This window comes from Enterococcus sp. FDAARGOS_553 (genome assembly GCF_003812305.1).
Classification (GTDB): domain Bacteria; phylum Bacillota; class Bacilli; order Lactobacillales; family Enterococcaceae; genus Enterococcus_D; species Enterococcus_D gallinarum.
Genome location: NZ_CP033740.1, coordinates 2325775 through 2344749, shown reverse-complemented (window position 1 = coordinate 2344749; position 18975 = coordinate 2325775). Strand labels below are relative to the sequence as shown.

General features: G+C 40.8%; 17 protein-coding genes. 5 read left to right on the top strand and 12 right to left on the bottom strand.

What is annotated here, in order from left to right; all coding sequences use genetic code 11:
- Positions 1-68: 68 nt before the first annotated feature.
- Entirely contained in the window at positions 69-488 is a 420-nt protein-coding gene (locus EGX73_RS11720) for a signal peptidase I (protein WP_229080271.1), read from the bottom strand.
- A gap of 324 nt (positions 489-812) precedes the next feature.
- Between EGX73_RS11720 and EGX73_RS11715 the strand changes: the two genes are divergently transcribed.
- The 3 genes from EGX73_RS11715 (at position 813) to proS (ending at position 4358) form a co-directional block, all read left to right on the top strand.
- Positions 813-1613, top strand: a complete 801-nt coding sequence (locus tag EGX73_RS11715; RefSeq protein ID WP_003127116.1) for a hypothetical protein — start codon at positions 813-815, stop codon at positions 1611-1613.
- Positions 1614-2636 carry a hypothetical protein gene (locus EGX73_RS11710; RefSeq protein WP_003127115.1) on the top strand — a complete coding sequence of 341 codons (1023 nt, stop codon included), beginning with the start codon at positions 1614-1616 and terminating at the stop codon, positions 2634-2636.
- A gap of 288 nt (positions 2637-2924) precedes the next feature.
- Positions 2925-4358 carry a proline--tRNA ligase gene (gene proS / locus EGX73_RS11705; protein ID WP_003127113.1) on the top strand — a complete coding sequence of 478 codons (1434 nt, stop codon included), beginning with the start codon at positions 2925-2927 and terminating at the stop codon, positions 4356-4358.
- A gap of 164 nt (positions 4359-4522) precedes the next feature.
- Here proS and EGX73_RS11700 read toward each other — a convergent pair whose 3' ends face one another.
- The 6 genes from EGX73_RS11700 to EGX73_RS11675 form a co-directional block, all read right to left on the bottom strand.
- Positions 4523-5527 carry a lipoate--protein ligase gene (locus EGX73_RS11700; protein WP_003127112.1) on the bottom strand — a complete coding sequence of 335 codons (1005 nt, stop codon included), beginning with the start codon at positions 5525-5527 and terminating at the stop codon, positions 4523-4525.
- Positions 5528-5546: 19 nt separating this feature from the next.
- Entirely contained in the window at positions 5547-6284 is a 738-nt protein-coding gene (locus EGX73_RS11695) for an MBL fold metallo-hydrolase (protein WP_003127111.1), read from the bottom strand.
- A 180-nt stretch (positions 6285-6464) separates the two neighbouring features.
- Positions 6465-7253 carry a DUF975 family protein gene (locus tag EGX73_RS11690; RefSeq protein WP_003127110.1) on the bottom strand — a complete coding sequence of 263 codons (789 nt, stop codon included), beginning with the start codon at positions 7251-7253 and terminating at the stop codon, positions 6465-6467.
- A 12-nt stretch (positions 7254-7265) separates the two neighbouring features.
- Positions 7266-8348, bottom strand: coding sequence for a M42 family metallopeptidase (locus EGX73_RS11685; RefSeq protein WP_003127109.1), 1083 nt, complete (start codon positions 8346-8348; stop codon positions 7266-7268).
- An 87-nt stretch (positions 8349-8435) separates the two neighbouring features.
- Positions 8436-10493 carry an FtsX-like permease family protein gene (locus tag EGX73_RS11680; RefSeq protein WP_003127108.1) on the bottom strand — a complete coding sequence of 686 codons (2058 nt, stop codon included), beginning with the start codon at positions 10491-10493 and terminating at the stop codon, positions 8436-8438.
- Entirely contained in the window at positions 10483-11247 is a 765-nt protein-coding gene (locus tag EGX73_RS11675) for an ABC transporter ATP-binding protein (RefSeq protein ID WP_123866955.1), read from the bottom strand. Before EGX73_RS11675 ends, EGX73_RS11680 begins: the two co-directional genes overlap by 11 nt.
- Before the next feature lie 297 nt (positions 11248-11544).
- On the opposite strand from EGX73_RS11675, the gene nrdD reads away from it, so the two are divergent.
- Both nrdD and nrdG read left to right on the top strand, forming a co-directional pair.
- Positions 11545-13746 (top strand): anaerobic ribonucleoside-triphosphate reductase, encoded by a 2202-nt coding sequence (gene nrdD, locus EGX73_RS11670; RefSeq protein ID WP_005472403.1) that lies wholly within the window; start codon positions 11545-11547, stop codon positions 13744-13746.
- A gap of 189 nt (positions 13747-13935) precedes the next feature.
- Positions 13936-14532 (top strand): anaerobic ribonucleoside-triphosphate reductase activating protein, encoded by a 597-nt coding sequence (gene nrdG, locus EGX73_RS11665; RefSeq protein ID WP_003127104.1) that lies wholly within the window; start codon positions 13936-13938, stop codon positions 14530-14532.
- Between the two features lie 236 nt (positions 14533-14768).
- Here the strand turns inward: nrdG and EGX73_RS11660 are convergent, their stop codons facing one another.
- The 5 genes from EGX73_RS11660 to EGX73_RS11640 all read right to left on the bottom strand — a co-directional run bounded on the left by EGX73_RS11660 (position 14769) and on the right by EGX73_RS11640 (position 18934).
- Complete coding sequence (locus EGX73_RS11660; RefSeq protein WP_086269310.1) at positions 14769-15392, bottom strand: DNA alkylation repair protein; 624 nt, start codon at positions 15390-15392, stop codon at positions 14769-14771.
- Between the two features lie 60 nt (positions 15393-15452).
- Positions 15453-16568 carry a DNA polymerase IV gene (dinB, locus tag EGX73_RS11655; RefSeq protein WP_005472399.1) on the bottom strand — a complete coding sequence of 372 codons (1116 nt, stop codon included), beginning with the start codon at positions 16566-16568 and terminating at the stop codon, positions 15453-15455.
- Positions 16569-16749: 181 nt separating this feature from the next.
- The gene (locus tag EGX73_RS11650) at positions 16750-17088 is read right to left on the bottom strand and encodes a P-II family nitrogen regulator (RefSeq protein ID WP_005472397.1); all 339 of its coding nucleotides are present in this window, start codon (positions 17086-17088) and stop codon (positions 16750-16752) included.
- A gap of 14 nt (positions 17089-17102) precedes the next feature.
- Positions 17103-18320: an ammonium transporter gene (locus tag EGX73_RS11645; RefSeq protein ID WP_005472395.1), complete on the bottom strand. Its 1218-nt coding sequence runs from the start codon at positions 18318-18320 to the stop codon at positions 17103-17105.
- Between the two features lie 158 nt (positions 18321-18478).
- Complete coding sequence (locus tag EGX73_RS11640) at positions 18479-18934, bottom strand: GNAT family N-acetyltransferase (RefSeq protein WP_003127099.1); 456 nt, start codon at positions 18932-18934, stop codon at positions 18479-18481.
- Positions 18935-18975 lie beyond the last annotated feature (41 nt).

Below are 18975 nucleotides of genomic sequence, written 5' to 3'. Positions count from 1 at the left end.
AAAAGATACCGCAAACAGGACAGCACTTGCTGAACTTGTTTGCGGTATTTGTTATTGATTAGTGGAACTTACATTACCATTCGTTTCCCTTGTTTGATCTGAGAAATCATCACCAAAAAAGTGGTTGCTGTAATATAAATGGTGAAAACCAAATAAAGCTTTTTTACAATAGAAACAGTTTCGCTCGTGACTAGATGACCGATTCGAGGCAAATGAAACAAAGGTTGGCCAAGTAATTGACTTTTTCTGATTTTGGTCGTTTCCATGTGGTCTTGAATGTCTCCGATCGTATACATCACTTGCTCATTTTGATCAATTGCAGCAATTCGCCGCGTGTATATTTGTTCCCCTTGATTCACAAAATAAGTGATTGCCTCGCCGACAATCAAATTTTCTGCATCCACACTTTTAACAAATAATAAACTTCCAGAGGAATATGTTGGTTCCATTGCGTCACTCTTCACAATAGCGATGGGTAACCCTAACATTTTTGGAATAACAATCATGAGTAAAGGAAGAAGCATAATAATTAATGTTGTAAAAGAAAGAAGGATACTTGTTTTAGAAATTTTTTTTCATCACAGTTCTCCTTTATTTTTGATATTTTTGTATATTACGTTTATATTATAACGATTAATGATTTTTTCAAATAATATGAGTCCGCTTTTTTAAATGATTTTTTTTATTAGTTATTTTATTATTTCTGGTATAACACCCATTATCATTTGACTTAATCAATTGTTTTGTTTTATTCTAGACGTGGATAAAAAACAGGAGAATTCATATATGTTTAAAAAAATAACAAACTAAACTTGAAGAATGCAATTCCCTTCTTAACGATTTCTGCTTTTTCTCTGGGAATTATCTTGTTCTATATTTCTGCTCTGATTAATCCAGTGATCAGTCTTCCTTCTATTGAAAAACAGGAAGATTGGCTGTATTATTCTGCAGCAGAACCAGAAACAACTTTCGACAGTAACTATGTGAATTTTTTGCCTAATATTCCTACCAATGAAAATTTGGTAATGGAACGTAAAATCACCAATGAGCACTACTACCCGACATTGCTGTTGGTGGGCGATCATCAGAAAATGACGGTTTATTTAAATGATAAACTTTTATATACCAATAAAAAAGAAGTAGCAGATGGTCTTGTGAATCCTGGGAAAACCCTCTCTTTTGTCACCTTGCCAGAAAATTACCAAGGCCAAACACTACGTATCTATGTATCTAGTCCTTTCAAAAATTATTCAGGATATCCCGCTGAGGTCTTTCTTGGTTCTTCAAACGCTTTAGTCAGTTATGTCTTTCGTCATTCGATTCCCAATATTTTCATGCTTCTTCTGACAGGTTTTATCAGCTTGCTTAATTTGATTTATGTAGGGATTAAATTAGTTAAGAAACGAAAATTACTCGTTTCGAAATTATTATTCAGTGCTTTTGCACTGTCAGCTGGACTAGAAGCCGGTTTTGGCGATATTCTTGGAGGGTTGCTCTTTAACCCCACCATAAATTCAGTGATGTTGAATGTCTTATCGATCATTACCCCAATGTTCTTGATCGGCTTTTATTTATCGAAAATGGAAGTTCTTCAACAGAAGTACAAGATTTAGGTGATCTTCCATGGCATTTGTGGTGCAGCAGCCATTTTATCTGTCTTTTCCCATCAACTCCACTTGCCGGAAATTATGGATTATATCCATTTACTGAATATTTTTAGCACTCTTGTGACATCCTTTGCTGCCATCTATGAAGCGGTTAAAAAGAATCAATTTTTTGTTCTTTGTTCTCCCTGGATCGTTTTATCCGCGATTGGTCACTGCTTTATCTACATTCAAGATGTCCTAAACAGCGATCAATCAAAAATCAATTGGAATACGATTTTCTTCGTACTCTTGATTATTGTCTGCTGGTGCTATGATTTGCTGCGTTTGTTTTTCTATAATGAGGGGAAAACAAAAAAACAGGATATCGCAGGACTCAAGATTCGCTTGTATGAAGAACAACAACCGATAATTCAACAACAAATCAATCAATGGCAACAAGCTTTTCTCGGTTTTCGCAAACAGTTGAATACTGCAAAAGTCATGCTGGAAGACAACAGTTTGCTGGGAGCTTTTGATCAAATCAACCTAATCGAGCAAACGCTAGAAGAATCCTGTCCAATCAAAAGTGAAGATCATTCTCTAACAACCCTGCTATTGACAAGTTATCAGCAATTGACTCAGCAAAAAAGCATTGAATTCTCTTATGATGTGGATATTCCCGCAATCAAAGAACTAGCTGAAGAAGATTTTCTACAATTATTTGCTCATTTAATGGACTATGCAATTCGGGAAACGTATCTACTCAAAGATCGCGCCCTGCGGAAGATTCATCTAAGTGCTATCAAACAGCAGAATCAATTGTTCGTCAGCTGTCAGTTTCCAACTTTGGCTACTTCGGAAAAAGAAGCCATGCCGAATATTGAAACCTTTGAAGAAGAAAACTATTTTGATCTTCAGATTATTGAAAAACTGACCCAGCAAAATTTTGGGTCTTGCTCGGTCTTACATGAGGAACAAGCCACTCGTTTTTCTCTGACATTTTCTTCAGATGGGTTGCCAGATTACCTAGAGCTAGTCAGTAATGAATAACAAAATGACAAAAAAAGCTTGCTTTTTTCCGAGTTTCGATTTAGCATGAATGTAAGATTTGGATCAGTATTCTTATGATGGTTAAAGAGAGTTGGAGCAAGCTGGAAATCCAATACCCGCTAATAAGAAGAACCTGCCAATGGTAGTGACCGCAAAACGGTCGGTGTGAAGACCTTATCCTTCATGAGTTGGACTAGCAATAGTCAACAAAGGTGGTACCGCGAAATCCAAGCATTTCGTCCTTTTTATAGGACGGAATGCTTTTTTATTTTTTAAGGAGGAAAAACAATGACACAAAAAAATGATTTTACAGAATGGTACATTCAGACCATTCAAAAAGCCGAATTGATGGCTTATTCGCCAGTTAAAGGATCAATCATCTTCCGTCCTGATGGCTTTGAGCTATGGGAACATATTCAAGAAGAATTTAATCGCTTTTTAAAAGCAGAAGGCATTCGCAATGCGTATTTCCCAATGCTGATCCCCCAAAGTTTTTTCACGAAAGAAGCGGATCACATTGAAGGATTTGCTCCTGAATTGCCTTGGGTGACAGAAGTCGGTAATGAAAAATTAGAAGAACCATTAGCATTGCGTCCTACTTCTGAAACTATGATCGGTTCAGCCTTTTCTGATTGGATCAATTCTTACCGTGATCTACCATATGAAATCAATCAATGGGCCAATGTTTTTCGTTGGGAAAAGAAAACACTGCCTTTTCTCCGCACTTCTGAATTCTTATGGCAAGAAGGACATACCGCCCATGAAGATGAAGCAGGTGCAAGAAAGCGGACGTTAGGAATTTTGGATGAATATGCACGTCTTTGCGAAGAATTTTTAGCCATTCCAGTGTACAAAGGACAAAAAACACCTTCTGAACGTTTTGCTGGCGCGGTGGATACCTACTCCATCGAAGCCATGATGAAAGATGGAAAAGCTGTCCAAGCCGGTACGAGCCATTATATGGGGACGAAATTTGCGGAAGCTTTCGATATTACATATTTATCGAAAGAAAACAAACATACCTATGCACATACAACTTCTTGGGGTGTTTCTACACGTTTGTTAGGCGCATTGATCATGACTCACGGTGATGAAAACGGATTGGTTTTCCCACCAACGATCGCCCCTACGCAAATCGTCTTGATGCCAGTCGGACCTTGGAAGAAAAATCCTGCCATTTTAGAAAAATTGGAAGAGTTGTTTGCATCTTTCAAAGCCAAAGGTATTCGTGTTCGCTTAGATGATTCTGACAATTCGCCAGGTTACAAATTTAACGAGTGGGAATTAAAGGGCGCTTGCTTACGAATCGAATGTGGTCCAAGAGATTTAGAAAATGGGCATGTAATGGTCAAAGTCCGTGATCTTGCCGAAAAACAAACCGTAGCATTTGATGACCTTGCTGATTTCGTGGATCAGCAATTGGCTGCGATGACACCACGTTTGCTTGAAGCAGCTCGTAACAGAAATAAAGAGAACGAGTATTACGATATCGAAACACTGGAAGAGTTAAAAGCACATATCGAAACCTGCAAAAAAGAAGATAAAGTCACTGGTTTTGTCTTAATTGGTTGGGACGGGACAGAAGAAACTGAAGCCAAGATCAAAGAAGAAACTGGCTTTACTACCAGAAATATCCCATTTGAAGCTCCTATGGAAAAAACAGTTGACATCGTCAGCGGGAAACCTGCTAAACACACCGTTTGGATTGCCCGAGCTTACTAAGCAAAGAGCAAAAAGAAAAAAGCGCAACCCGTAAAAAAACGGCATGTTCACTAAAAGAAAAAGCAGCCACAGATCGTAGGATCTGTGGCTGCTTTTTCTTAGTGCATTTCAGTTATTCTATAGATTTTCGTTATATCCACATCTTTTTTTGATTTGCTGGAAAATCAATAAACTAATTCCAACAAATCCTCAGGGGTAATATTGCCAAAATATTTTTTGACATCAATTTGATCAATCACATCTTTCAATGCAGATTTATCATAGCGGGTGCCGATAAAAGCTTGTTCAACGTCAGCAATATCTCCTAATCCAAAGAAATCTCCATAAATCTTTGCTTCTGTAATCTTGCCTTCTTGAACGTTAAAGCGAACTTCGATCGATCCAATTGGAAATCGTTTGCGGCGTTCAATATCAAACGCAGGAGATTTCCCGTAATTCCAATCCCAGTTTCGATAATACTTGTCGGAAATTTCGTTGATTTTGACCCAATCTTCCTCAGTCAATGTATAGGTCTTGACTTGGTCGACTGAATCCACACCAAAAATCTTCAAAAGAATCTCTTCACGAAACGCTTCGGTCGTCATATCTTGTTTGTCTTTTGGTAAGAAAGGTTTGATATTCGTCACGCGAGAACGAATCGATTTGATCCCTTTTGATTCGATTTTATCTTTGCGCACTTTCAACGCATTGACCACTTCATTAATGTCACTGTCAAACATGATGGTCCCATGAGCAAACATTCGACCATTGGTGGCGTACATTGCATTCCCAGAGAACTTCATATCATCAATGACTAGGTCGTTGCGGCCTTTTAATTGTGCCCCTTCGACGCCCATTTCATGAAGCGCCTGAACAATTGGTTTCGTCAATTTTTCGAAATCACGGAATGAATTACCGTCATCCGGCATGATAAAGCTAAAATTCAAGTTTCCAAAATCATGATAGACAGCCCCACCGCCACTAAAACGGCGAACCACATGGATTCCATGAGCATCGACATAGTCTTTATTGATTTCTTCGATCGTATTTTGATTTCGTCCAATAATAATCGACGGCTCATTGATATAAAACAGCAGGATCGGTTCATCCACCTTCATTTCCTGCAGCAAAAAGATCTCAATGGCTAGGTTGATTCTTGGGTCGTTGTTTTCATTTGGTACAAAAAGCATCTGCTACTCCTCCTCGGGTTTAAATCTCAAAGATTTTTTGAACTGCTGCCAATTCAACCGGTATCCCGTTGGCCGCCGCTGCTGCCTCTTCTTTCAGTTGCTCCAGATCACCATGCTGTGGGAGATGAGTCAAAACCAGTTTTTTGACCTTCGCTGCGGCAGCAATTTCTCCAGACTCTTGAGAAGTAAAATGAGCTTTGTGGCGCTCATTCCCTGCAAAGAGGTAGGTATCTGCTAAAAATAAGTCGGCATCTTTGGCAAAATCGACAAAACTTTCTAAGTAGCCGGAATCGCCTGTGAATACAAATATTTTACCTGTACTATTCTCCACAAAGCGCATGGCATAACAAGTTACAGGATGAATCGTCTTCATAAATGTAACAGAAAACGGTCCCAATTCCAACTGTTTTGTTTGTAAATAATCATGCCCTTCTGTAACTCCCGCCATGGTCAACTCATTGAAATGAATACTGTCTTCTCCATGCCCATAAATGGGCAATACGTTCCGCTCTGCTTGCTTAGGAAATAGCTGCCAATAATACTGTAAGACACCCAGATCTGCGATATGATCGTGATGGTAATGACTCAAAATCACAGCATCCAATGCTAACGGATCCAAGATTTTTTCCAATTGAATCAGTGTCGTGCTGCCAGCATCCAGCAACAAATGATATCCCTCAGACTCTAATAAATAGCCAGTAGTTCCCTCACCCTTATAGGGATATGCGCCTAAACATCCTAAAACTGTTAGTTTCATACTTCCGCCTCCTTATCCCTATGCTATCACAAAAGCATTGGATTACTCAAAAATAAACAGCAAAAACGGCTGCGACAGCTGGAGCTCATTAGCAAAAGAAATCGATGATTTTCTCTCTCATTGCTGCATTGAGTCACCCAACGTCACAACCGTGGATCATATCTTTACAAGAGGTGTTCTTTAGCTAAGAACGCGATCATTTTCTTTTTCGATCAACGCTTGATAAAAGGCGGCATTCGCAGTGTTTGCGTAGGCCAGCGCCCAAAATAGACCGATAACAAAAGCAAACAAACCTAAAACCATCCATCCTAATAAAGAAATCTGCAGCAAAATATACTGACCGATATGATTCTTCATTAAATGCCAAGCTCCTTTTATCGCTTGTAGCGTCGTCATTTCTGGATGGTCGTATCGTACATAGATCGCAAACTGAAATAATCCGCTTATGATCTGGGAGACAAATAAGAAAAGGACCACAGAAATAAGAAAACTGATGATGAAGGAAATCGACGAACGGAAGAGACTCCAGTCTACAGTGATCCGACTGTTGACATTCAAGACTAAATCAAGGTACTGATTCATTCCGCCAACAACTAAATGGGGTAAAAACGTCACAAAACTAATCAGATAATTTACGAGAGCATTCACCAAATTCAGCAATAGAAAAGGTACGTAATAACGCTTGTCATAAACAAGAAAAATATCCGACACATGGATCTCCCGCTGACGAATCAAGAACAGTGCCATGATATTTAAACTTATCGTCAATGCGAAAAAAACAAAGTATTCCAAAATATAATCAATGATTGTTTCTCGTGTCTGTTGAAAGGTATGGTTTGTCAATGACAGCACCAAACTGCTAACCATGCTTTGAATGGCTATCGTAGCAATAAAGGCTAAAATATACCGCCCCCACATGCCCTTTAATGCACGTGATGCCATGGAGCGGATCTCACTATTTTTTCTCATCCTCTACTCCTTCTAATAGCTTCGTAATTCTTTCACGGTTTTGTCATCTAAGCGACGAACAACTTCTGTTACTAATTTTACTGTATTTAAGTAGTCATCTTCATGAATGACAGAAGTATGGGAATGCAAGTAGCGCACTGGAACTGTAATCGCGATCGATGGTACACCATCACGGGTCAGATGCATTTGACCGGCATCTGTTCCCCCACCGGTGATCACCGTATATTGGAAAGGAATCTCTAATTCTTCCGCAACATTGATCACAAAATTCAAGAGTTTCTTATGAGGGATCATCGATGCATCAAAAATCAAAACTTGCGGCCCCTTGCCCAAGACAGAATCTGCTTCTTTTGGAGTCATTCCTGGCGTATCACCAGCTGTCCCCGTATCAAGAGCAATCGCGATGTCTGGATTCACTAGGTGCGTACTTGTTCGTGCGCCACGCAATCCTACTTCTTCCATGACATCACTGCCAGCAAACAAGCAATTTGGATGCCCTTCAGCAGCCAACGTTTCCAACACACGCAAAGAAACTGCTGTTCCAATACGATTATCCCACGCTTTAGCTAGCAAAAACTTACTGTCATTCATCCGTTTGTATTGGATATACGGCGTAATCATATCTCCAGGACGTACGCCCCAATCTTTTGCTTCTTCCTCACTAGAAGCACCGATATCAATGAACATGTCTTTGATATCATAAGGCTTGTTGCGAACTTCCGGCGTCAACACATGAGGTGGTTTAGAACCGATTACACCATGAACCAATTTGCCAGCTTGCGTTTTGATTTCTACTTCTTGTGCCAGCATCACTTGGCCCCACCAGCCGCCTAATGTTTGAAACTCGATGAAACCTTTATCGGTGATCTTTGTCACCATAAAGCCAACTTCATCCATATGTCCGGAAATAAAAACTTTAGGTCCGCCGCCATCCCCTACATGTTTGGCAATCACGCTTCCTAACCCATCGTAAAAGATATCTTCGGCAAAGTCTTTCGCATATGCTTTGAAGACTTCCCGTACTTCTTCTTCATTCCCCGGAACACCACGGGCAGTTGTCAGATCAATCAGTAATTGCTCTTCTTTTTTATCCATCCTATCTACTCCTCTACTCATTTATCCCTTAAATTATACCATTCCTCGTGTCTTGTACCAGCTCAAAATTGAAAAAAATCTGACAGCTTACTCTTCAATGATCCGTAAGCATAACTTAACTGTAATCAAATAAGCAATAAAGAATACGACGGCTGCAACACCTGCAAACAGATGTGCCACCCAATACCCTGGACTCACGATGATTTGCGTCAGCGTGTTGATTGCGAATGCGGCATGTAAAATCGCGAGTAATGTACCTGGCATGAAAACCCAAAAATTCTGCCAGTAGACGATCGAACGAATTTCTTTTTTGCTATAACCGAGTGTACGCAATAAACGATAATTTCTTTTTTCCCGCTCTGTATTAGAAAATTGCCGTACAATCAAACTGCTAGACGTAGTGATCAAAACGATCACCCCGACAAATAAAGAAACGAACAAAATAATACCGCCTTGCCGTCTAATGGCCCGCATATTCGGATAGCGATTGGCGAAGTTCAAGCGATAACCAGTAATAAACTCCTTCGATGATTGTTGCTTCTCTGAGATCTCCGTTTGCAGCTGATACTTGACTTGGCCTTTGTCCTGTGTTCGCTTGTAATAAAACGGATAGGTCCATTCGACTGAAAGTCGATCATCTAACGTCCGAGTTAATTGCTCTTGATTCTCCGTTTGAACATTGAAATAAGTCAATCGATAGTCAAATCCCGACATGTCCTGAAAATCCTTGTCATTGACGACTAATACATTGGGTAAGGTGTAACGCAACGCAATATCACCAAAATAATCTTGATACGTGTTGTCTAAGAGGAGTTTTTTACCATTTTCCAGCGCAATATTTTTTTGGTAAGTTCTCAAGTTGTATGCAATATCATAATCATCATCAAACAAAACAGCAGTATTTTCTCCTAAAGAAACCGCAGGTGCATCCGGCACCAATCGACGAAATGCTCGGTAATCGGATAAAGAAAGCGCATTGACCAATACGGTTTCTTGTCCTGTATTTATCGGATTGGCCAAGTATTTCGCGTTGATGTTTAACGGCACGATACGAAAAGTGAGCGTCTGCTCCGCGACGACCTGACTCTGATTTTCCAGAATCACTTGCTTTAACTCTTCCGCATTTTCTGCTGCGACTTGAAAATCGACGGGATAATCACGATTGGTCGCCTGATAATTCAAGGAAATCACCCCCATCGTGCCACCAATCAAAGAAATCGCGATCGCAGTAATGATCGTCAGTAATGAAAAACTTTTCCATGTCCGCTGCAAATAAGCCCGGATATTGTTGAATGCAATCAAGCGTGTGCCTTTGCTGATTTTTTTGCGGGGGAGCGTTAAGACATGCAACAACATTGGCAATGTGCAGTCAAAGAACAAATACGTCGCTGTGATACAGCAAAATAAAATCAGCAATGGAATCCATAAAACAGCAGTATAATCTTCTGTATAATTAATATAGCGCTCCAGTGTCGTTCGTAGCGTCAGAGCTAAGTAATAGCCGATCCCTAACAGAAGCAAACCGATGATCCCCATTGCCATCCGAAATGGGCGACACTTCATTTTGCTCACTGGCAGTGTATAGTTGTTCTTCATTAGATCGATCAAAGGATTCTGCCAGACAAACAAAACCACTTGACCACTCAAAACTACCATGGCAAGCGAAAATACCAACACGGTAGTCAAAATCGAACGAGGCGAATTAAAAAAATGACTAGTGATGGATAGTCCCATCACTCGAATCAAGATCATTGAGAAAAATTTCGAGAATATAATCCCCATGAAAATGCCCACAACAAGGGAAAAAAGATTTAGGAGGAACGTTTCTCTCAGCAGTAGCCAGCTTAACCTTGCTCTGCGCAAACCCAGGAGCTGATAAACACTGATCTCTTTTTGCCGTTGATTCAAGAAGAAATGATTGGCACTTAGCATAAAAAAAAGCACCACAACAGCAACGATCGTACTACCAAAACCTAATACGCCATCGATGCGAATGTCTTGCTGCACTCGTTGAGTCAGCAAACGGTCATTCATCATAGCACTAAATGAATAAAAAATCATGACTGCCGTCATCATGCACACAAAGTAAACGACATAATTGCGAAACTGCTGCAAAAAACTGCGCCAGCCAATTTTATAGAGCATGGCGATCCCCGCCTCCAATCGTCGCTTGCATATCGATGATTTTTTCGAAAAATTCTTTGCGGGACCCTTTTTTGACTACCTCTGCAAAAAAGACACCATCTCTAATAAACAAAATCCGATTGCAATAACTTGCAGTGAAAGGATCGTGGGTCACCATGAGAATCGTCATATCTTCTTGCAGATTGATTTCAGCTAAATAACGCAACAGCTCTGTCGCCGATTTTGAGTCTAAGGATCCCGTGGGTTCATCTGCAAACAACACGGAAGGACGGCTGATGATTGCTCTGGCGGCGGCCACCCGTTGCTTTTGACCGACCGACAGTTCTTCTGGGTAGCGGTCTAACAAATGAGCGATTCCCAATAAGTTCGCCAGATGTGCCAATCGCCGGTCAACTTCATTGACCGAAAGACGGTCGATCGCCAGTGGTAAGATAATGTTGTCTTTGGCAGTCAACGTGTCTAGTAAATTAAAATCTTGAAAAATAAAGCCGATTTCTTTTCGGCGAAAATCGCTTAGCTCATTTTCTGACAAGCGGGTGATTTCTTGTCCTCCGATTGCAACAGAACCTAGACTCGGACGTAAGATGGAGGAGAGGATATTCATCAGTGTCGTCTTTCCGGCACCACTTGGTCCCATGATCCCCACAAATTCCCCTTGATCAACGGAAAAAGAAAGATTGTCCAGGACTTTGGTTTGATTGAAGCGGGTTCCATAGGTTTTTGTAAGGTGCTTCACATCGATCATTTTTTTCATGCAAATTCTCCTTGATCTATTTCTACTTTTCTTCATATTTTCTTTATGGTAGCATATTTTCTTCTCTATCGCCCCTGCTTCGTTTTTACACATAAAAATTTTTTACAATTTTTATTCATTTTGTGAAACGTGAAACATGCAAGTCCTTGTTATCATCAAGTTTTTATTGAAAACCGCTTTTGAATATACACTACATATTGTGCATACTGAATTATTTAGCGAATAAAAGCCACTATATATAGTTGCCGAAAACCATATTTTGTTTTATGATATTGGAGAAGATAAGGAGTGATAGTAATGATGGACTTAAAGAGAAATACTGAACAAAGCGGGGGTAGCCATCCTCAATTAACCCAATTGAAGATCGTGAAACGTGATGGTCGCTTAGTAGATTTCGATGACCAAAAAATTTACGATGCATTAGTAAAAGCCCAAAGAAAAGTTAAAGGAGAACTATCTCCCCTCGATCATGAACGGATTTTAGAAATCGTAGAAGGAATCGATCATGAGATCGCCGAACGGTTTACCAAAAACGTTAAAATTTATGAAATCCAAAACATCGTTGAGCATATTTTATTAGCAAAAAATGAATATGCATTGGCCGAAGAGTATATCAACTATCGGACACGTCGCGATTTTGAACGCAGCAAAGCGACGGATATCAACTTTACGATCAATAAATTAATGAATAAAGATCAAGCAGTGGTCAACGAAAATGCCAATAAAGACAGCAATGTCTTCAATACTCAAAGAGACTTGACTGCAGGGATCGTAGGGAAATCCATCGGCTTGAAAATGCTGCCCCCTCATGTGGCGAACGCCCATCAAAAAGGTGATATCCATTATCATGATTTAGATTATCATCCTTATACTCCGATGACTAACTGCTGTCTAATCGATTTCAAAGGCATGCTGAACAATGGTTTCAAAATCGGAAACGCAGAAGTCGAATCACCAAAATCGATTCAAACGGCGACAGCTCAGATCTCTCAAATCATTGCCAATGTGGCATCTAGTCAATATGGCGGTTGTTCTGCAGACCGGACGGATGAATTACTTGCACCTTTTGCTGAATTGAACTATCAAAAACACTTGCAAGATGCGCGTGAATGGATCGACGGCGAGGATCGCCAAGAAGCTTACGCGAAGAACAAGACAAAAAAAGACATTTACGATGCGATGCAAAGTTTGGAATATGAGATCAATACTTTGTTTACTTCAAATGGACAGACACCTTTCACTTCCTTAGGCTTTGGTCTGGGAACAAACTGGTTTGAGCGAGAAATCCAACGTGCAATCTTACAGATCCGGATCAACGGACTTGGCAGCGAAAAACGGACAGCAATCTTTCCGAAGTTGATTTTCAGTATCAAACGCGGCGTAAATCTGGAACCCACAGATCCAAACTACGACATCAAAGAATTGGCTCTGGAATGTGCAACGAAACGGATGTATCCAGATGTCTTGAATTATGACAAGTTGATTGAATTGACGGGTAGTTTCAAAGTACCGATGGGCTGCCGTTCTTTCTTGCAAGGCTGGAAAGATGAACATGGCGAAGAAGTCAATGTAGGACGGATGAACCTTGGGGTCGTAACATTGAATATTCCCCGCATTGCCCTAGAAGCTAACGGAGATCGCGACAAATTCTGGTCTCTTCTGGAGCAGCGTCTGCAAATCGTCAAAGATGCGCTTGTTTACCGAGTAGAACGTTGCAAAGAAGCGAGTCCGGCAAATGCACCAATCCTATACATGTATGGCGCATTCGGCAAACGCCTCGATCGCAAAGACAGTGTCAACGAGTTGTTCAAAAATAAACGTGCTACTGTTTCCTTAGGGTATATTGGATTGTATGAAGCAGCTGCTGCTTTCTTTGGTGGTGAGTGGGAAAATGATCCTGAAGCAAAAGAATTCACGTTAGCCATCGTGAAAGAGTTAAAAGCCCATGCAGATGCTTGGGGCGATGAATACGGCTATCATTTTAGCGTCTATTCCACACCAAGCGAAAGCTTGACCGATCGCTTTTGTCGTTTAGATACAGAAAAATTCGGCATCGTTGAAGACATCACAGATAAAGAATATTACACAAATAGCTTCCACTATGATGTCCGCAAAAATCCAACGCCATTTGAAAAGTTGGATTTTGAAAAAGACTATCCAAAGTATTGTTCTGGCGGCTTTATTCATTATTGTGAATACCCAGTTCTGCAACAAAATCCCAAAGCTCTTGAAGCAGTTTGGAATTATGCGTATGATCGTGTCGCTTATCTAGGAACCAACACTCCGATCGATCATTGTTATGAATGCGGATATGAAGGTGATTTCAATCCAACTGAACGCGGCTTCGAATGTCCACAATGTGGCAATCACGATCCAAAGAGTTGTGACGTCGTCAAACGAACATGCGGTTACCTAGGAAATCCTCAAGCTCGACCAATGGTTCACGGTCGTCACAAAGAAATTTCCGCTCGTGTCAAACATATGAAACATAATGACTGAAACAAGTGTCCCCTACGCGACTAAAGCGTAAGCAAATTCTGCTTCTTTCTAACTGACAACTGTTGGTCAGGAGTCCGCAGAAAACGAGTGCTGGAATTGCTCGCGCATTTGTGCTTTCTAATGGTTTTTGCTACAGTCGCGAAGGACATTTTTATCGAATAATCGAATAGTTAGAAAGAAGTTTTGCACATGAGAAATCCTCGCCCCAAAGAATGGCAAGCAAAAGAGTATAGTCAAAATCATATTGCAGATTATAAAGCCTTCAACTTTGTTGACGGCGAAGGTATCCGCAATAGCCTGTATGTCAGTGGTTGTTTATTTGCTTGCGAAGGCTGTTTCAATAAAGCAGTCCAAAATTTCCGCTATGGCACCCCATTCACAGCAGAACTCGAAGAACAGATCATTGAAGATTTGCGGCACGATTATGTTCAGGGACTAACACTATTGGGCGGCGAACCTTTTTTGAATACTGAAGTATGTCTGCAAGTGGTAAACAGAGTCCGTTCCGAGTTCGGTCATGGCAAAGATATTTGGAGCTGGTCTGGTTACACATTCGAGGAACTACTGTTGGAAACAGAAGATAAGCTTGAGTTGCTGTCTCGCATCGATATCCTAGTTGATGGCCGTTTCGAATTGAGCAAACGCAATTTGAATCTGCAATTTCGCGGTAGCAGCAATCAACGAATCATTGATGTTCCTAAATCCCTAGCACTAGGCGAAGCGGTGATTTGGGACAAATGCAAAGACGCAGAAAAAAGCTATGAACAAATCAAAAAGAGTATTTGACGACTTGAATAAACTTCAGTTTTCAAACTGATACAAAAGATAAAAGGGACTGTGACATAAGTCATCATCCAACAAGTTAAACCGAATAATAGTCTGTTGCTAGGATAGATTCCTCTGACTTTTGCGACGAGGAGTCCCTGCACCGCAGGAGCAATAATAATTAATGTTCGGATAGTGTTACTTGTAGGAGATTTATGGCACATTCCCTTTTATTTTGATCATAAAACACACCATCATTACAAATGTTTGCTTGCTTCTTTGATACTTAACGGAGCTAACTGATCTTTGTGCGTTAACAGAAAAGCTTGCACCCACTCAGGGTTTGTTTTAGCATAATCGCGCAAACTCCAGCCAATCGCTTTATTGATAAAGAATTCATCGCTACCTAAATTATTTAAAAGGATCGTCTCTAAAAGCTCGCGATCGGTTTTTTCTTTTCTAAGCAGTTGGTGGTCAATGGCGATGCGCCGGAGCCATAAATTTTCTGCTTTGCTCCAAGCAAGCATCTTTTGGCTCAACTCCGGGTAGGTCATAGTCAGCCCACCAACAACTTTATTCAAGCCATCAACAGTATCCCACCAAGACTTTTGAAGGACTAATTCACTTATTTTCTCCAGTTCGTCTGGTTGGAGGACCGACTGCATCGTTACCAGATAGTCGATAGCTACATATTGCATTTCACGATAAGGTAGTTGCCAACAGGTTTCAACAAATGCCCAATCGATGGCGGCCTTTTTCATTGCAGCAAAATAAGGTCTTTGTATTTGTTTGCGTACAGGTGACGGAATCCCTAAAAAGTCAAATTGGTTCCGCATGTACGCCCGCATTTGAACTTTTCGTGCTGGATTTTCTTGTGCCATGAATTCCTCTAGTAACGCTTTCCATTGACTGTTTGTCGTCATTATGCGCCTCCATATATTTTATTCTGTTTCCCACAAAGGCAATACGATATTTTCATAAGCTAATGGATCAAGATTCGTAACTGTGATCCCCAATAAGCGGATCCCTTTTTCGATTCCTAGAATCTCCTCCCAAATCAAACTAGCTTGTGAAAAAATAGCTTCTTTCTTGTGCATATACTCTGGCAACGTGACCCGTTTTGTGATGGTGGAGTAATCGGCATAACGCACTTTCAACACCACAGTCTTTCCGTGTTTTTGCGTACGTTTCAATGATCTTTCTACTTCTTCTGCCAGGTTTCTTAGCTGACTGATGACTTGATCTTCTGTGGTTAACGCATTGCCATACGTATGTTCTTTTCCGACTGATTTGCGTTCTCTCGTCACACTGACCGGAGAATCATGGATTCCTCGAACTTTCCGGTATAACGAGTAGCCCATTTTTCCAAATTCTTGGATCAATGCCATTTCGCTCCATTCATAAAGGTCAGATCCTTTATAAATCCCTAATTCGTGCATTCTCGGCACTGTCTTCTTACCGATACCATGAAATTTGTCAATCGGTAATTTTTTTAAAAAGACCACGGCATCTTCCGGCATCACTACCGTCAACCCCCGGGGTTTGTGAAAATCCGAAGATAATTTGGCTAAAAACTTATTGTAGCTGACGCCTGCTGAACAAGTAAGCTGGGTCGTCTGCCAAATGTCTTGCTGGATCATGCGAGCAATTTTGATCGCTGAAGGACAGTTGATCTTGTTGACGGTCACATCCAGATAAGCCTCATCGATAGAAACCGGTTCAATCACATCGGTATAGCGCCCAAAGATCTCTCGGACTTGCTGAGAAATTTCGCGGTATTTCTGATGGTTGCCAGGTATAAAGACGGCATGAGGACACAATTCAAAGGCTTTTTGCGCACTCATTGCAGAATGGATCCCATACTGACGTGCTTTATAATTGGCAGTCGTGACGACACCTCTACCCCCAGTATCACTTGGGTGGCGGGCAATCACTAAGGGATGCTTAGCCAATTCAGGATTGTCTCTTTCTTCTACTGATGCAAAAAAGGCATCCATATCGATATGGATGATTTTCCGAGACGTATCGTTTTTTAACGGAAAACGCAACTCAGCCATCTTCACCACTCCATTCTCCTCTATTATAAACGAACAGAAGTTCCCTATCAAGAGGCTCATTCTAAGCATCGGCGATTGTTGCAAACAAAAAGAATCCCTGTAAAAAAGACAGAAATTCTTTTTGCTTCCCGTTATGATTTAAGACTTCAAATTTGGTTCGATTCGTTAAAAACGTCTAGACTTACAGCGCCGATGGGCCTCGTTCATTGGTTCGGATTCGTACTGCTTCTTCGATTGGGTAAATAAAAATTTTACCATCACCTACTTCACCTGTATGGCAGATAGACAAAATCAGTTCAATGATTGCTTCAACCTCTTCATCTTCTACAACAAAACTCGCCTTTACTTTAGGCAAAAGTGTCGTAATCACTGCTTGTCCCCGAACAAATTCTTTGACCCCTTTTTGATTACCACAGCCCAATACTTGACTCACCGTCATTCCAGCCATATCTATTTGATCAAGAGCTGCCTTTAATTCTTCTAATTTTTCTTGTCGAATGATCGCTTCTACTTTTTTCATCTGCATTCCTGCATCTATGAATCCAGCCCCATGAACGTTGGATAAGCTGTTTCATCATGTTCACTGCGATCCATTCCAATAGCTTCTTCTTGTTCTGTGACCCGGATCGGTAGCACGCGTTTGATCACATGGATCAATAGAAAAGATATGCCCCCCGCAAAAAGAATCGTAAATACGATACTAATGATCTGCGCAATGAACAATTCTGTTCCACCATAGAGCAACCCAGTTTGATGATTGACAGCAGGATCAGCGAAAATCCCCGTCATGATTCCACCAAAGATTCCGCCAATCCCATGACAACCAAAAGCATCCAAAGCGTCATCCAGACCTAAGCGATGCTTGATGACCGAAATAAAGTAATAACAAAACGGACTCACTAATGCCCCGATCACAAAGGATGACCAAAGGGAAACAAAACCTGCGCCAGGAGTAATTGCTACCAGACCCACGACAGCTCCGGTACAAGCTCCGACAATGGTTGGCTTCCCTAATAGAACTTTTTCAATCAACATCCAGGAGAGCATCGCAGCTGCGGCTGCCGTATTGGTCGTTAACAACGCTTGAATGGCGATCCCGTCAGCAGCTAATGCTGATCCAGCATTGAAGCCAAACCAGCCAAACCATAGCAACCCTGCACCTAGTACGACAAATGGAATATTATGGGGACGATACTCCGTTTGATGAAACTCGCGTCTCTTACCCACGACTAATGCTAGCACGAGACCGCTGATTCCTGAACTAATATGGACAACGTTGCCTCCTGCAAAATCAATCGAACCGATAGCATCTAAGAAGCCGCCACCCCAAACCATATGGGCCATCGGAAAGTAAACCAAAAACAGCCAGCAGCCAATAAATAAGAAAATAGCTGAAAAACGCATTCGTCCTACGACTGATCCGGTAATGATCGCTGTTGTGATTAGTGCAAACATCATTTGAAAAGCCGCAAACAATCCTTCAGGAATCCCTTCTCCGTCCGTCATGGAAACTTGCTGGAAAAATAACTTATCGATGTTGCCGATAAACGCACCGGTACCACTGAAAGAAAGCGAATACCCAGCCGCCACCCACAGAACTGAAGCTAGTCCCATGGTGCAAATCACCATCATCATTGTATTCAAGATATTTTTTCGCCTTTCCAATCCACCATAAAAAAAAGCTAGCGCAGGAGTCATTAAAAAAACCATCCCACTGCAAACCAAAATAAACCCACTATTTCCTGTTCCCATTCCAATCACTCCCTTTTATGTTAGATATCCTACCATCTTATCCAGGAGATCGCTAGTGTTTTTTTAAATTTTTGCAATTATTCTGAAAAAAGCTCACTTTATATGTTATGAAATCTAACATTCGCAATTCGACTGATGGCTTTCTTGGGTAATGGCGATCAAAACGACGCATAAAAAGTCACATTATCCGTCAAAGGCTTAAAGCCATTCTTTTTATAAAAATCGGCAGCTGGCATCTTTTCTTCTGTATCTAATAGTATCGTGGGAATGCCTTTTTTGACCAACTCTTCTTTGATCCTTTCTAAAAAAGCAGAGCCGAAACCTTTCCCTTGATGCTTGCCAGCAATTAAAAAGGTATCGATGACATATTCTTTTCCTTGGTACCACGGCTTAATAAAGCCTAACGAGTACCCTATCTTTTCATTGGTCAATGAGTCCGTTAGAAAATAGCCAATATAAGTATTCATCGCCATCATGGATGACACATATTCTGTAATTTGAGGAACGGTCAGTTGATCATTCCATGGCTCCGCTGAAAAGACTGCAATATACATTTCAACAGCTTCCTTTAAATCTTTTTCTGTTAGCTCACGTATGCTTAAGTTGGTTGTCATTTCGTTTCCCACTTCCTTTAACAATTCATTGTCAGTTCAAT